This window comes from Acrocarpospora sp. B8E8 (genome assembly GCF_039871605.1).
GTDB classification, from domain to species: Bacteria; Actinomycetota; Actinomycetes; order Streptosporangiales; family Streptosporangiaceae; genus Acrocarpospora; species Acrocarpospora macrocephala.
Window position 1 is genome coordinate 222,177 of record NZ_JBDPLV010000001.1, and the last position, 13,927, is coordinate 236,103.

Below are 13,927 nucleotides of genomic sequence, written 5' to 3' on the forward strand. Positions count from 1 at the left end.
CGCGTGAAGGCTGAGGTCCGTAGCGGGTGGGCAGGGCGGACACTCCGGCCGACCGTGATAGTGGGCCTCTGGTGAGCCGCTGGTCAGCGGCCATCGCGGGCGCGGTGGTCTTGGGCACGGTCTTATGTCGGCCTACGTGTCCGCCCTGCCCACCCGCAAGCTGACCCGCCGTACTTCGCATCTGTCCTTAGAGGCGAGATGTGGTTGGTTCGCGCTAATTGTTTGGAGCGGGGCGGAGTTGGGTGGGTTAGGTGTCGGTTAGGCCGTCTTCGGCGTCGGCGGCTTCTACCTCGTCGCGGGAGATGCCGAGGAGGTAGAGGATTGAGTCCAGATAGGGGACGGTGACGGCGGTGTCGGCGGCTTTGCGTACGACGGGTTTGGCGTTGAAGGCGATGCCCAGGCCGGCGGTGGCGAGCATGTCGAGGTCGTTGGCGCCGTCGCCGATGGCCACGGTCTGGCTGAGGGGAATGCCGGATTGCAGGGCGAAACGTTCCAGGGCTCTGGCCTTGCCGGGGCGGTCGATGATTTCGCCGGTGACGCGGCCGGTGAGGCGGCCGTCGATGACTTCCAGGGTGTTGGCGGCGGAGTAGTCGATGCCGAGGTCGGTCACCAGGGCGTCGGTGATCTGGGTGAAGCCGCCGCTGACGATGGCGAAACGGTAGTCCAGGCGTTTGAGCGTGCGGACCAGGGTTCGCGCGCCGGGGGTGAGGACGACCTCCTTGGTGACCTTTTCGAACACCTCTTGCGGGAGGCCTTCGAGCAGGGCCACCCGGCGGGTCAGCGATTCGGTGAAGTCGAGTTCGCCGCGCATCGCCTCCTCGGTGACCCGGGCGACCTCCTCGAGGCTGCCGGCGTGGCGGGCCAGGAGTTCGATGACCTCACCTTGGATCAGGGTGGAGTCCACGTCCATGACGATCAGGCGCTTGCCTCGCCGGTGGATGCCCCAGCGCTGCACGGCCACGTCCACCTGCTGCACGTGCGCCTCGGCCGCGAGTTCGGCCCGGAGTGAGGCCGGGTCGGCGCCGGAGACGGCCATTTCGATGCAGGTGACCGGGTAGCTGGAGAGCCGGTCGATGCGGTCGATGTTGGCGCCGCTGGCCGCGATCCGGCCGGCGATTCCGGCCATCGCGGACGGCAGCAGCGGCGAGCCGAGCACGGTGATGTGCAGCCGTCCCCGGCGGCGCTTCTCCTTGGAGGCGGTGCCGGTGGTCAGCTCCAGGTCCATGTCAAGGTCGGCGGCGACTTGTTCGATCGCGGTCCACAGGCCGCCGATCGTGCCGCCGGTTCCGGTCGAGGGGCCACCCGCGTACGAGACCAGGACGCCGAGGGTGAGTCGTTTGCGGATAACGACCTGCTCGACGTCCGCGACGGTGACGGGAAATCCCGCGAGAACGGTGAAAAGTCTTGAGGTGACGCCTGGCCGGTCTGGGCCGGTGAGCGTGATCAGAAGGGTGCGCTGGTTCATCCGGATCTCTGTAAAGGAGCGGGGAACGTACGACATCTCAACGCTACTGGTCCTCCCTTCGAGCCCGCGCATCAGGTTCACCATCCGGACGCATCCTCAACGCCAATAGGAGAGCTGACCGTCATGTCCGCATGTCGTCATGTCTCCATGCAAAACAAATCACCACTGACCAGCGGGCCGGTGGATCAAACGATCACGATGCCCATGGCTGGACCGCCGGATGAGCAGGTTGAGGCGGTCGTGACTGGGCTGATGGCCACGCGGTTGGACGCGCAGGCGTCCATGGGTGGCTCGGCGCCAACGGCGATGGATGTGCGAGTGGATCAAGACGGCGTCCGGAGAGTGGAATCGCGGAGGAGCACGATGGTGGAGGTGCCCGTGAGTTCGTCGAAGAGTGGGCGGGTGGGACCGGCGGTGGTCATGGCGACGCGGGCGTCGAAGGAGATGACCATCGATCTCGCGGATGCGCGGGGGCGTTACTCCGTGAGCCTGGCGCGGACCGCGGCCGATGTGCAGGCGGCGCAGCGGCTGCGCTACCAGGTCTTCGCGGAGGAGATGGGGGCACGGCTGGACTCGCCGGTCTCGGGCCTGGATGTGGATAAGTTCGACGCCTATTGCGATCATCTGCTGGTTCGCAGCGGGACCGAGGTCGTGGGGACCTATCGCCTGCTTCCCCCGGGGCGGGTCGAGCGGCTCTACTCCGACAATTATTTCGATCTCGGAAAGCTGGCGGCCATCCGGAGCGGGCTGGTGGAGGTGGGGCGCACCTGCGTACACCAGGATCATCGGGCCGGTGCGGTGCTGGCGTTGATGTGGGCGGGGATCGCGCACTACATGGTCGGCGGCGGCTACTCCTGGCTGGCGGGATGCTGTTCGGTGCCGCTGAACGACGGGGGTGTCGCGGCGGCCGGGGTGGTGGAGCGGATCGACCTCGGGCCGGACGAATACCGCGTCGTGCCGCACATCCCCTGGTCGGGTGGGGGCGCTCCGGAGCGGTTCGTGATGCCGTCGCTGCTGCGCGGGTATCTGCGCCTGGGCGGCTGGGTGTGCGGGGCGCCCGCGCACGACGCCGACTTCGGCACGGCCGACTTCTTCGTGCTGCTCTCGCTCGCGAATGTGGACACCCGTTACCTTCGGCACTTCCTGGGCGAGCCATGACCGTCACCTTCATCCCCCCTTCGGTCACCTCGTGGCAACCGCTGGCCCCGTGCCAGCCGTCCACGTGCGTCAACCCGGCCCTGACGGTGGCCTCGCCGCTGCGCAGGGTGGGCAGGATCGCGGGTGCGGCGGCGGTGCTGCTCGGCGGCGTCCCGATCGCCGTGCTCACGCGCCGGTTCAGCCCGGACACCCGAGCGAAGATCACTCAACGCTGGGCGCGGCTGCTGCTGCGGGCGCTCGGGGTGCGGGTGCTGGCGAGCAAAGGGTTCGTGTTTCTCGGTGGGGCGCCGGTGCTGCGTGCCGTACCAGACGGAAACGGAAGCGGGACCTTGCTGGTCGCCAATCATATTTCGTGGCTGGATCCCCTGGTCATGGCGGCGACCCTCCCGTGCCGGCCGCTGGCCAAGAGCGAAGTCGGGGAATGGCCGCTGATCCGCACGCTGGCGCGTGGTGCGGGTGTGCTGTTCATCCATCGTGATCGGTTGCTGGAGCTGCCGAAGGCAGTTGCCGGGGTGGCGGGGGCGTTGCGCGCGGGCGACACCGTGGTCGCCTTTCCGGAGGGCACCACCTGGTGCGGCGGGGAGATGGGGCCGTTTCGTCCGGCCGTGTTCCAGGCCGCTCTGGACGCGGAGGCCGCTGTGCGCCCGGCCACCATCCACTATCGCGAGAAGAACGTCACCTCCGCCCGCCCGTGTTACGTCGGCGGCGACACGCTGATCGGCTCGATCCGGCGGGTGACCATGACCAAGAACCTCACCGTGACCGTGACCCTCTTTCCGCCCGTACGGCTGTCGCCCTCCGGCCGCCCGCACGAGGCCAGGAAGGCGCTGGCGTCGGTCGCGGAAGCACAGGTCCGTACCGGATTGAGTGGAACACCGCAGGGAGCGCACCAGCGACAGATGATCGCCTAGCCTGGGCAACATGGGGCAAACAATCATCGTTCAGGACCTCCAGAAACGGTATGGCGATGTTCATGCCGTCGACGGGGTGTCGTTCTCCGTCGAAGAGGGTGAGTTCTTCGGCATCCTCGGCCCGAACGGCGCGGGAAAGACCACCACCCTGGAGATCATCGAAGGGCTGCGCCAGGCCGACGCCGGCACCGTCGAGGTTCTGGGCATGTCGCCGTGGCCCCGCAACCCCCGCCTGCTGCCCAAGATCGGGGTGCAGCTCCAGGCGTCCTCGTTCTTCGAGCGCCTGACGGCGCGCGAGCAGATCCGCACGTTCGCCTCCCTGTACGGCATTCCCGCCAAGAAAGCCGACGACATGCTCACCGTTGTCGGCATGGAGGACAAAGCCGGAACGCCGGCCGAGAAGCTGTCCGGCGGGCAGGCACAGCGCCTGTCGATCGCCTGCGCCCTCGTGCACGACCCCGAGGTGCTGTTCCTGGACGAGCCGAGCGCCTCCCTTGACCCGCAGGCCCGCCGCAACCTGTGGGACCTGCTGCGCTCGATCAACGAGGCGGGCCGCACGGTCGTGCTGACCACGCACTACCTGGACGAGGCGGAGTCGCTCTGCGACCGGGTGGCCATCATGGACCATGGCAAGGTCCTTGAACTCGGGCCGCCGGCCACGCTGGTGCGCGGCCTCGACAGCGCCACCCACATCAGCCTCGCCACCGGCACGCTCAGCCTGCCCGCCGCCCGCGAGGTGGCCGGCCCCGACGCGAGCGTGACCGACGACGGCGTGACGGTGACCATCGCCACCCGCGCCCCCGCCCCGGTCCTGACGGCGCTGGCCGACCGCAACCTGCTGACCGGCATCCAGGTCAGAGGCGCCACCCTCGAAGACGTCTTCCTGCACCTCACCGGACGGGAGTACCGCGCGTGACCCCGTTCAGGTCGCTCTCCCGCGCCATGCTGCTCGGCTTCCTCCGCGACCGGTCCAGCCTGTTCTTCACGATCCTGTTCCCGCTCATGTTCCTGGTGCTGTTCGGGGCGATCTTCACCAACCAGGGCGTCGCCAAGTCGAAGATCATCCAGGTCGGTCCGGTCGCGATCCTGGACCAGGCGCCGGGGCTCGGCGAGATCCTGGAGATCACCAAGCAGAACGATCTCGCCGCCGCGCAGGAGCAGGTGCGCCAGGGCGACTTCGTCGCGGTGGTACGGCAGCAGGGTGACCGCTACCAGCTCTTCTACACCGCCGCCGACCAGGTCAGGGCGGGCACCGTCCGGGGCGTGTTCGGCCAGCTGGTCGGGCAGGCCAACGCCGCCGGGGTGCCGCAGCGGTTCACGCTGGCCGCCGAACAGGTCGAGGACAAGTCCCTCAAAGCCATCCAGTACGTCACGCCGGGACTGCTCAGCTGGGCCATCTCGATGGGCGCCACGTTCGGCGCGGCCATGACGCTGGTTACCTGGCGGCAGAAGAAGATCCTGCGCCGGTTGCGGCTGGCTCCGGTCAGCACCGCCACCGTGGTGTCGGCCCGGGTCGGGGCGAGCGTCGGGATCGCGCTGGTGCAAACGGCGATCTTCCTGGGGGTGGCCAGCCTGCCGATGTTCGGGCTACAGCTGTCGGACTATTGGTGGATGTGCGTGCCGGTGGTCGTCGCCGGGACGCTGGTGTTCATGGCGATCGGGATGGTGGCGGGCGGCCTGGCCAAGACGTCGGAGGCGGCGGCCGGGATCGCCAACCTGATCGTGTTGCCGATGGCGTTCCTGTCCGGCACGTTCTTCCCGCTGGACAGCGCGCCGGGCTGGCTGCAGTCGCTCTCCAACATCTTCCCGATGAAGCATCTGAACGAGGGCATGCTGGACGTCATGGTCCGCGGCCAGGGCCCGGCTAGCATCCTGCCGGAACTCGGCATCATCCTGGGGTTCGGCCTGGTCATCGGCCTGATCGCGGTGTTCCTGTTCCGCTGGGACGACGTATGAGGCGATAAAGCGGTAAGTCGCCCGCCCGGTGCCGGGGCGGGCGACTTGGGGACTTACTTGACGGCCAGGGTGCGGATCTTCTTGGTGTAGATCCAGCCCTTGAGGCCGAGCTCCTTCAGAGCCTGCCGGTCCAGGTCCCCGGCGCCGGTCGGCACGTCGTACGCGATGGCGCCGACCTCGCCGTACTGCCAGCCGCGGGCGTTCTTCTTCAGCTTGAACTGCACGGAGAGCCGGTCGCTCTCGTCCACCTCAAGGATGTGCGGCGTCCAGCACCAGAACTCGCGGCCGGCCCAGTCGCACTGGGTGCCCTTCGGACCGCTCCAGTACAGCTTCTTCTTGGTGTCGACGCTCTTGGGCAGGGTGCCGCCGATCCAGTAGTAGTCGGCGGCGTGCGGACCGGTGTTGGTGGCCGTGAACGAGTACTTGACCCAGCCGCCGCTCTTGACCTTCTTGGTGTACTTCACGTTCGAGATCTTGAAGACCGAGAACGGGTCGTCGGCTTTCGCGGCGGCCGGCGCGGTCGCGAACAGGGTCGCGCCCACGAGTGGAGCCAGCGCGAAACTGGCGATCTTGACGATCGGGTGAGGCATGAGGATGTCTCCAGGAGGACGAAGGGGCAGCTAGGAACGCCCCAAGAATGAACCGGAAAGATTTTTACCAGTTTTTGGCACAATGAGTAAAGAACTTTTGCTTTCTCCCGGTATCTTCCCGGAGAACACTTGGAGCGCTCTTGTCACCGGCTAGAGCAGCAGGTGGGTGTCCCCGAACTCGTGCCACAGGTACTCCTCGGCCAGCGCTTCGGCGTAGGAACGGGCGACCAGCTCGGCTCCCGCGACGGCGGAGAGCATCATCAGATGGCTGCTGCGCGGCTCGTGCAGGCCCGTGATCAGGCCATCCACCGCGCGTACGCCCTCGGTGGGCGTCACGATGTGGGACGTCCACCCGGAAACCGCCCTGACCGGCCCGTCCAGGGCCGCCGTCTCCAGGGCGCGGACCACCGTGGTGCCGACCGCGATCACCCGGCCGCCCGACGCGCGGGCCAGGTTGACCAGGCGAGCCGTGTGCTCGGGGACGGAGAATCGCTCGGCATACGGGGGTTCGTCCTTCTCCGGTGAGGCCACGCCGGTGTGCAGCGTGATCGGCGCCATCGCGACCCCCCGGGACACCAGCTCGGTGACCAGCGCCGTGGTGAACGGGCGGCCCGCGCTCGGCATCTCGGCGCTGCCCGGCTCGACCGCGAACACGGTCTGGTAGTTCTCCAGCGGCCACTCCCGCTCGACGTAGGAGTAGCGGATCGGGGTTCCGTACCGGCCCAGGTAGGCGGGCACGTCGCGGTCCAGGCGGGCGCGCCACAGGCGGGGTGTCTCGGGGGCGATCAGGCGCAGGGTGGCCCGGCCGGGCAGGGGCAGCCACTCGCCGGGTGCGCCGCCCGCGTAGGGTTCGGTGGCGGTAGGCGTACGGCGGCGCAGTTCCACCAGCCACTCGCCGGACGGGAGTTCGGTCGAGAAGTGCACGGCCAGCCGGTCCAGCCGGACCGCGGCCGGGAGCGTCGCGGAGTTGTTGACCACCAGCAGGTCGCCCGGGCCGAGGACCGACGGCAGGTCGGTGAACTTGTGGTGGGTGATCTCGCCGGTGTTCCGGCGGGAGACCATCAGGCGGACCGCGTCCCTCGCCAGGCCGCGCGCCTCCGGCGGTTCGTGCGCCTCCCGGATCGGCGGGAGCGCGAAATCGAGGCTCATGCCAGCTCTCCCCGGGTGAACCGGCCGCTGGCCGGACGCCGGGCGAGCAGGCTGAGCAGCGCCGGCGCGACCATGTCCGGCGGGTCCGCCTGCGCCGCCTCGTCCGCGCCGATCGCGTCGGCGAGCATCCGGGTCCGCATCTCGCCCGGATCCACCCACCAGACCGCGACCTCCGGCTCCTCGGCGGCCAGCACGTGCGACAGCTGCTCCAGCGCCGCCTTCGTCGCGCCGTAACCGCCCCAGCCCTCATACGCCTCGACGGCCGCGTCCGAGGAGATGTTGATGATCGCGCCCTGCCGTTTCCGCAGCGCGGGCAGCGTGGCCTGGATCAACCCCAGCGGCGCCAGCACGTTCGACTCCAGCAGCGCGCGCAGCCCGTCCACCGGAAGCTCGGCGAGCGCTGGCAACGGCACAGGCCCGAGCCCGCTGGCGTTGTTCACCAGCAGATCCAGTTCTGGTACGGCTTGCGCCAACCGCTCCCGATGCTCCGGATCCGTGACATCGCCGGGGATGGCGGTCGCGCCCAGTTCGGTGGCGGCGGCGTGTAGATCGGCCGTGCCGCGGGCGGTCAGCGTGAGCGACCAGCCGTCGGCGGCCAGCGCCCGGGCGAGTGCGAGGCCGAGCCCGCGGGACGCGCCGGTGATCAGTGCGTGCTTCATGTGCAGACCTCTCCGTTGGTGGGCTTCTCACGCTAGGAATGCGGGGGCTTGCCCACATCGGGCGGAAGGCCCGCCGGGGGCGGGCTCATCGGCCTAGGCCATCGGGCCGAACGGAATGTCGGTGGGGCGGCCTAGGGTGAAGTCGTGGCGGTTGTGGATTCGGGTGAGCGGGACGCGGTGTTGCATGCCGTGAGTTCGGCCGTGCTCGCGGTGACCCGGCATCTGTCGGCCCGGGAGGTGCTTCAGGTGATCGTCCGGTCGGCCAGCCGGCTGCTGGACGCGCGATACGCGGCGCTCGGGGTGCCCGACGATCAGGGGGCGTTCGCGCAGTTCGTCGCCGAGGGCATCTCCGATGAGCAGTGGGAGGCCATCGGGCCGACGCCCCGGCAGCATGGCATGCTCGGGGCAATGCTCCGCGAGGGATCTCCGGTGCGGTTGCCCGATCTGCGGCGAGATCCGCGATTCGAGTGGTGGCCGAAGGCGCATCCGGTGCTGAAGGACTTTCTCGGGGTGCCGATCCTGGACGGGGATCAGGTGCTCGGCATCATCTTTCTCGCCAACAAGCGCAGCCCTGGCGGTTTTACCGCAGCCGACGAGGAGCTGCTCACGCTGTTCGCCGCGCACGCCGCGATCGCTCTGATCAACGCTCGGCTGTATGAGCGGAGTCGCGAGCTCACCGTCATCGAGGAACGCACCCGGATGGCCAGGGAGTTGCACGACGCCGTCACCCAGAAGCTGTTCTCGCTGCGGCTGACCGCGCGGGCGGCCGCCGCGCTGCTGGCCTCCGATCCGGCCAGGGCGGCGCGGGAGCTCGACCAGGTGCAGCGCCTGGCCGGGGAGGCGCTCGCCGAACTCCGGACCGTCATCGTGGAGCTGCGGCCCGCCGAACTGGATCGGCACGGCCTGGTGGAGACCCTGCGCAAACATGTCGCGTTGCTGGATCGGCTGCATCCGGTGGAGCTCTCGTTCGCCCTGGAGGGCGAACCTCCGGGCGAGCTGCCCCCGGCGGCCGAGGTCGCCGTGCTCCGGGTCGCCCAGGAGGCCCTGCACAACGCGCTCCGCCACGCCGAATCCTGCGTGATCACCGTCACGCTGACCCAAGCCGGCTCCCGGCTCACCCTGGAGATCGCCGACGACGGCAAAGGCTTCGACCTGGTCGACGCGGAATCCCGCGGCCTCGGTCTCGCCTCCATGCGGGACCGCGCCGAATCCGCGTGCGGCTCCCTCGACATCACCCCGAACCCTCAGGGCGGTACGGCGGTGCGTTTGGTGGTCCCGATATGAGCGAACCCATCCGCGTGCTGATCGCCGACGACCATCCGATCGTGCGCCAGGGACTGCGCACGTTCCTGGAAGTCCAGGGCGACATCGAGGTGGTCGGCGAAGCCGCGGACGGCGACGAGGCGGTGGCCCTAGCCGCTTCGCTCGATCCCGACGTGCTCCTGCTCGACCTGAAGATGCCCGGCCTGAGCGGTCTCGGCGCGCTGACCGAGCTGGCCGCCAGGGACCTGAAAGTCCGCGCGATCATCCTCACCTCGGTCAGCGACCGCGCCGACGTCGCCCCCGCCATGCGCGCCGGAGCCGCTGGCTTCCTCTACAAGGACGTGGACCCCGCCGCCCTGATCAGCGCCATCCGCGCCGTCCACGGCGGCCAGGTCCTCCTGGCCCCCGAAGCCGCCGACGCCATGCTCGACGGCCCCAATCCCAAACAAGCCACCACACCGATCCTGCTGACCGAACGCGAACGGGAGGTCCTCGCCCTCATCGCCGCGGGCCGCTCCAACCGCGAGATCGCCCGCGAACTCCTCGTCGCCGAGAAGACCGTCAAAACCCACGTCTCCAACGTCCTGATGAAACTCGGCGTCCAAGACAGAACCCAGGCCGCGCTCTACGCGGTACGACACGGCCTGGCCTAACGGGGTCTGCTCGGGCGCTACTCGCCGTTATCCGGCGTCGGCTATGTCCGTGCTAGCCCTCGCCGTCCCGGCGCCAAAATGGCCGAACCACTACGGCCCGGCCATTGGAGCACCTTGGTGGCTTGTGCGGCGTCTATCCGGCACCGGTGACGTCCTGAAGGACCACCATCCGTGGTACGCCGAGGAGGTGCTCGGGGGAGTGACCACTTTCGTCCCCCTGTCCCGCCCGGCAGGCAGGCCGACGAGTGCCACGTCACGCTATGCTTTCGGCGCCTTCGCGGGCTCGCTCCCGCCGAACGGCCGGATGCTGGCCTCGCTGCTGTCCCACGAGGTCCAGCACTCGAAGCTCTGGGCCCTCCTCGATCTCCTTCCGTTCACCGCGCGGGCTGCTCTCGCCGTCGGCGGTGCCAAAGATGGCCGGACCATTGCGGCCCGGCCATTGGAGCACCTTGGTGGCTTGTGCGGCGTTACGGGCATGGGGGCTTGTTAGTGCTCTCTATGCTCCAGCCGCTGGAGCGTAGGTCAGCGATCCCAGGGCTTCTGTGCGTATGAGCGGCAATCCCTGGGGCCAGAGCAGTCTGTTCTCGCGGTCAGGGCGCCATGCTCGCTGAGTCGCCGGATGCCGCGGCTCCGGGCCGGAGTGAGGGCGGTGTGGGTCAGGTGCCCTTTTTGCGGTTGCGGTCGGGGGTGCGGTTGGGGGTGGGCTTGGGGGGCGGGGGGATGTAGACGCGGGAGCCGGGGGCGATGATTTTGGTTTTGACGGTTCTGGTGGTGATCCAGCCGTCGATGCCCAGTTCTTTGAGCTGGCTCTTGTCGAGGTTCTCCGCGCCGGTGGGGACGTCGTAGGTGATGGCGCCGAGCTTGGTGGTGAGTGTGCCGCGGGTGCCCTTGAGGAGGGTGATCTGGATGGTCAGCCAGGTGGTGTCGGTCTGGCCCTCGGCGGGGTTGGGGTAGAGGATCGGCGGGGGCCAGCACCAGAATTCGCGGCCTTCCCAGAAGCATTCGGTGCCTTTGGGGCCGCCCCATTTGAGGGTGGTGACGATGCCCTTGGGGAGGATGCCGCCGATGTAGTAGTAGTCGGCGCTGTGGGGGCCGACGTTGGTGATCTGGAAGCTGTAGGTGACCTTGCCCCCGGCTTTGACCTTCTTCGGGTAGGTCACGTGGTGGATCTTGAAGTTCGCGTAGGGGGCGCGTTTGGCGGCCTTCGCCGGGAGAGCCGTGGCGGTAGTCGCGGTGGTCGGCGTGGTGATCTTCGCGGCGGCGGCGGGCGGTGCGGTCAGCGCAAGCGGAACTAAGACAGTGAGCCCTGCGAGCATGCCAGAAGTGCGGCGCATGGAGTCTCCGTTGGATGAGTCATGGTAATCCCCGTATATCCGATGATTATCACTTTGGAATGAGGATGGCGATCTTCTCTCACTAGAATCCGGGTCGTAAATTTCGTGATTCGGGATGATGGGGGATGCCCGACGTGGCGCAGAGACAACCACTCCGTCCCGATGATCCGGTGTCGCTCGGGGGCTACCGCCTGGTCGGGCGGCTGGGCGAGGGCGCGCAGGGCGTGGTGTACGCGGGCACCGGCCCCGATGGCGCCAATGTGGCGATCAAGCTGCTCCGGGCGCGGATCGGGGAGCAGGCGGTGGATGATGCCGACGGGTTCCTGCGGGAGGTGGCGGCCGCCCGGCGGGTCGCGCAGTTCTGCACTGCCCGGGTGATCGGCGCGCATATGGATGGCGATCATCCGTACATCGTGAGCGAGCTGGTCGATGGCGTGTCGTTGCAGCGGATCGTGCACGACGAGGGTCCCCGCCGGGACGGCGCGTTATATCGGCTGGCGGTGGGGACGATCACCGCGCTGGCCGCCATCCATCGGGCGGGGATCGTGCACCGTGACTTCAAGCCGAGCAACGTGCTGCTGGGTCCTGACGGGCCCCGGGTGATCGATTTTGGGATCTCGCGGGCGTTGGACTCCTCGGTGACGTTGTCCAGTGGGGTGGTGGGGACGCCGGCGTACATGTCGCCCGAGCAGATCGGCGCGCAGCGGGTCGGGCCGCCGTCCGACCTGTTCAGCTGGGCGGTCACGATGATTTTCGCGGCGACGGGGCGGCCCGCGTTCGGGTTCGACAGCCTGCCCGCCGTGATCTACCGGGTGATCAACGAGGAGCCTGACGTCTCCCAGTTGCCGGATCGGCTGCGCCCGCTTGTTCAGTCGTGCCTGGCCAAACGTCCGGAGGACCGGCCGACCGCGGCCGAGGCGCTGTTCATTCTGCTGGACCAGCAGGGCGCCGACACCGACGACCTCGAACGCTCGATGACGGCGGGCCTACAGGTCGCCGCGACACCAGCCAACCCGTTCGCCCCGCCTTCACATGACGCCGCGCCGGTTAATCCGTTCGTCTCGCCATCACATGACGCTGCACCGGTTAATCCGTTCGTCTCGCCATCACATGACGCTGCACCGGTCAATCCGTTCGTCTCGCCGTCGCATGATGCGGCGTCGATCAACCCGTCTGCTGCGGCGCCGGTCAATCCGTTCGCTTCGCCGTCGCTTGATGCGGCGCGGCCGAACGCGTTCGCCTCGCCGTCGTACGACCCGGAGTCTGAGCAGTCGGTCACGGTGAACCATCGGTTGCCGGATCCGGTGTTCTTTCCCGACACCGATGTGCCGCGCCGGGGAAGGCGGGCGGGGCTGGTTGGCGGTGGGCTCGCCGTCGTGCTGGCGCTGGCCGCCACCGCTCTGTTCGTCGTTCCCGCCACGTTCTCCGGCGAGGAGGAGGATCCCCAGGCGGTGGCTCAAGTCACCTCCTCCGCCGTTCCCCTCCCGCCGTCGAGCGTCGCGTCGCCGTTGCCGTTGCCGTCGCCGAGCCCGACGCCGGTGGTCACGCCGCCCCCGGCCCTGGGCAAGCCGATCGGCAAACCGCTGTCCGGCCATCGCGGCGCGGTCTATTCCGTGGCCGCCGCGACGGTGGGCGACACCCATGTCCTGGTCTCCACTGGCCTGGACCGTCAGGTACGCCTCTGGAACGCCGAGAAGCGCACATCCATCGGCAAACCCATGACCGGCCACTCCGACGAGGTGTACGCGGTGGCCGTCGCCAACGTCAGCGGTCGCGCGCTGGCGGTTACCGGCAGCAGGGACGGCACCGTCCGGGTCTGGGACCTGAAGAAGCGCAAGGCGCTCGGCAGTCCGATGCGCGGGCACTCCGACGCCGTGTACGCGGTGGCCGTGGGCAAGGTAGGGGATAAATGGGTCGCGGTCTCCGGCGGCGCCGACGGCCGGATCCGGATGTGGGACCTGAAGAAACGCAAATCCCTCGGCCGTGCCATCGCCGCACACCGGAACGTGATCAACTGGCTGACGCTGGGCAAGCGGGACGGCAAGACCGTCATCATCTCGGCCAGCGAGGACCGCACGCTCCGGGTCTGGAACGCCTCCACCCGCAAACGCGTCAACACCACGTTCCGGGCCCACAAGAAGCCGGTCTACTCGGTCACGACCGGCGTGCTCGACGGCCGTGACGTGGTCATATCCGGCGGCGAGGACAACAAGATCAGAATCTGGGACCCCAAGTCCGGGAAAGCCATCGGCAAGACACTCACCGGCCACAAGAACAACGTCTACTCCCTGGCCTTCGGCGAGGTGAACAACCACCCCATCCTGGTCTCCGGAAGCACCGACGGAACAATCCGCCTCTGGGACCTGGAAACCTTCAAGGCCCTCGGCAAACCAGTCAAAGCCCACAAGGGCGGCGTCCTCTCCGTCGACCTAGTCGAACTCGACGACAAACCCGCAATCGTCTCCGCAGGCAAAGACCGCCGCCTGAAACTCTGGCAAATCAAGGAATTCTCCCCCTGACGACCCACGGTCCATGCACCACTCTCCGCCTCGTCTGCGGCTTCGCCTTGGTTGCCGTGGGGCTCTCACCCGCCCACCCTTCTTTGCGGGCTCCGCCCGCCCCTGCGCTCCGCCCGCCCCTGCGCTCCGCCCGCCCCTGCGCTCCGCCCGCCCCTGCGCTCCGCGGGCCCTGCGGCTTCGCCTTGATTGCCGTGGGGCTCCTACCTCACCCGCCCTCTTGCGGGCTCCGCCCGCCCCCGGCGCTGCAACTGCTCCGGGCGTTTCAAGGTC

13 protein-coding genes are annotated in these 13,927 nt (G+C 68.5%); 8 read left to right on the forward strand and 5 right to left on the reverse strand.

The genetic code is table 11. From position 1 onward, the window contains the following. Positions 1-247 precede the first annotated feature (247 nt). The gene (serB, locus tag ABGB08_RS00965) at positions 248-1,465 is read right to left on the reverse strand and encodes a phosphoserine phosphatase SerB (protein ID WP_347584720.1); all 1,218 of its coding nucleotides are present in this window, start codon (positions 1,463-1,465) and stop codon (positions 248-250) included. A gap of 378 nt (positions 1,466-1,843) precedes the next feature. Here serB and ABGB08_RS00970 point away from each other — a divergent pair, with 378 nt between their 5' ends. The 4 genes from ABGB08_RS00970 to ABGB08_RS00985 are packed head-to-tail and all read left to right on the forward strand — an operon-like array spanning position 1,844 to position 5,490. Then, positions 1,844-2,623, forward strand: coding sequence for a GNAT family N-acyltransferase (locus tag ABGB08_RS00970; protein ID WP_347584727.1), 780 nt, complete (start codon positions 1,844-1,846; stop codon positions 2,621-2,623). Further along, positions 2,620-3,534, forward strand: coding sequence for a lysophospholipid acyltransferase family protein (locus tag ABGB08_RS00975; protein ID WP_347584734.1), 915 nt, complete (start codon positions 2,620-2,622; stop codon positions 3,532-3,534). The genes ABGB08_RS00970 and ABGB08_RS00975 overlap by 4 nt, the downstream gene beginning before the upstream one ends. Before the next feature lie 10 nt (positions 3,535-3,544). After that, positions 3,545-4,450 carry an ABC transporter ATP-binding protein gene (locus ABGB08_RS00980; protein ID WP_347584741.1) on the forward strand — a complete coding sequence of 302 codons (906 nt, stop codon included), beginning with the start codon at positions 3,545-3,547 and terminating at the stop codon, positions 4,448-4,450. Continuing rightward, on the forward strand, positions 4,447-5,490 hold the full coding sequence (locus tag ABGB08_RS00985) for an ABC transporter permease (protein WP_347584760.1): 1,044 nt from the start codon (positions 4,447-4,449) through the stop codon (positions 5,488-5,490). The genes ABGB08_RS00980 and ABGB08_RS00985 overlap by 4 nt, the downstream gene beginning before the upstream one ends. 53 nt (positions 5,491-5,543) lie before the next feature. Here ABGB08_RS00985 and ABGB08_RS00990 read toward each other — a convergent pair whose 3' ends face one another. The 3 genes from ABGB08_RS00990 to ABGB08_RS01000 all read right to left on the reverse strand — a co-directional run bounded on the left by ABGB08_RS00990 (position 5,544) and on the right by ABGB08_RS01000 (position 7,888). Beyond that, on the reverse strand, positions 5,544-6,080 hold the full coding sequence (locus tag ABGB08_RS00990; protein ID WP_347584767.1) for a hypothetical protein: 537 nt from the start codon (positions 6,078-6,080) through the stop codon (positions 5,544-5,546). A 150-nt stretch (positions 6,081-6,230) separates the two neighbouring features. Then, on the reverse strand, positions 6,231-7,229 hold the full coding sequence (locus ABGB08_RS00995; RefSeq protein ID WP_347584774.1) for an S-adenosylmethionine:tRNA ribosyltransferase-isomerase: 999 nt from the start codon (positions 7,227-7,229) through the stop codon (positions 6,231-6,233). Then, positions 7,226-7,888, reverse strand: a complete 663-nt coding sequence (locus ABGB08_RS01000; RefSeq protein ID WP_347584781.1) for an SDR family NAD(P)-dependent oxidoreductase — start codon at positions 7,886-7,888, stop codon at positions 7,226-7,228. The genes ABGB08_RS00995 and ABGB08_RS01000 overlap by 4 nt, the downstream gene beginning before the upstream one ends. A gap of 144 nt (positions 7,889-8,032) precedes the next feature. Between ABGB08_RS01000 and ABGB08_RS01005 the strand changes: the two genes are divergently transcribed. The 3 genes from ABGB08_RS01005 to ABGB08_RS01015 all read left to right on the forward strand — a co-directional run bounded on the left by ABGB08_RS01005 (position 8,033) and on the right by ABGB08_RS01015 (position 10,294). Beyond that, positions 8,033-9,172 (forward strand): GAF domain-containing sensor histidine kinase, encoded by a 1,140-nt coding sequence (locus ABGB08_RS01005; protein WP_347584789.1) that lies wholly within the window; start codon positions 8,033-8,035, stop codon positions 9,170-9,172. After that, positions 9,169-9,804, forward strand: a complete 636-nt coding sequence (locus ABGB08_RS01010; protein ID WP_347584796.1) for a response regulator transcription factor — start codon at positions 9,169-9,171, stop codon at positions 9,802-9,804. Before ABGB08_RS01005 ends, ABGB08_RS01010 begins: the two co-directional genes overlap by 4 nt. 124 nt (positions 9,805-9,928) lie before the next feature. Continuing rightward, positions 9,929-10,294: an HEXXH motif-containing putative peptide modification protein gene (locus ABGB08_RS01015; protein WP_347584803.1), complete on the forward strand. Its 366-nt coding sequence runs from the start codon at positions 9,929-9,931 to the stop codon at positions 10,292-10,294. A 166-nt stretch (positions 10,295-10,460) separates the two neighbouring features. Here ABGB08_RS01015 and ABGB08_RS01020 read toward each other — a convergent pair whose 3' ends face one another. Beyond that, positions 10,461-11,138 carry a hypothetical protein gene (locus tag ABGB08_RS01020; RefSeq protein WP_347584810.1) on the reverse strand — a complete coding sequence of 226 codons (678 nt, stop codon included), beginning with the start codon at positions 11,136-11,138 and terminating at the stop codon, positions 10,461-10,463. A 134-nt stretch (positions 11,139-11,272) separates the two neighbouring features. On the opposite strand from ABGB08_RS01020, the gene ABGB08_RS01025 reads away from it, so the two are divergent. Next, on the forward strand, positions 11,273-13,657 hold the full coding sequence (locus ABGB08_RS01025; protein WP_347584817.1) for a protein kinase: 2,385 nt from the start codon (positions 11,273-11,275) through the stop codon (positions 13,655-13,657). The last annotated feature ends 270 nt before the right edge of the window (positions 13,658-13,927 follow it).

Excerpts from the sequence above, each read along its gene's own strand:
- ABGB08_RS00975 (WP_347584734.1), top strand. The coding sequence starts at position 2,620 with ATGACCGTCACCTTCATCCCCCCTTCGGTCACCTCGTGGCAACCGCTG.
- ABGB08_RS00990 (WP_347584767.1), bottom strand. The coding sequence starts at position 6,080 with ATGCCTCACCCGATCGTCAAGATCGCCAGTTTCGCGCTGGCTCCACTC.
- ABGB08_RS01000 (WP_347584781.1), bottom strand. The coding sequence starts at position 7,888 with ATGAAGCACGCACTGATCACCGGCGCGTCCCGCGGGCTCGGCCTCGCA.
- serB (WP_347584720.1), bottom strand. The coding sequence starts at position 1,465 with ATGAACCAGCGCACCCTTCTGATCACGCTCACCGGCCCAGACCGGCCA.
- ABGB08_RS00980 (WP_347584741.1), top strand. The coding sequence starts at position 3,545 with ATGGGGCAAACAATCATCGTTCAGGACCTCCAGAAACGGTATGGCGAT.
- ABGB08_RS00995 (WP_347584774.1), bottom strand. The coding sequence starts at position 7,229 with ATGAGCCTCGATTTCGCGCTCCCGCCGATCCGGGAGGCGCACGAACCG.
- ABGB08_RS01010 (WP_347584796.1), top strand. The coding sequence starts at position 9,169 with ATGAGCGAACCCATCCGCGTGCTGATCGCCGACGACCATCCGATCGTG.
- ABGB08_RS01020 (WP_347584810.1), bottom strand. The coding sequence starts at position 11,138 with ATGCGCCGCACTTCTGGCATGCTCGCAGGGCTCACTGTCTTAGTTCCG.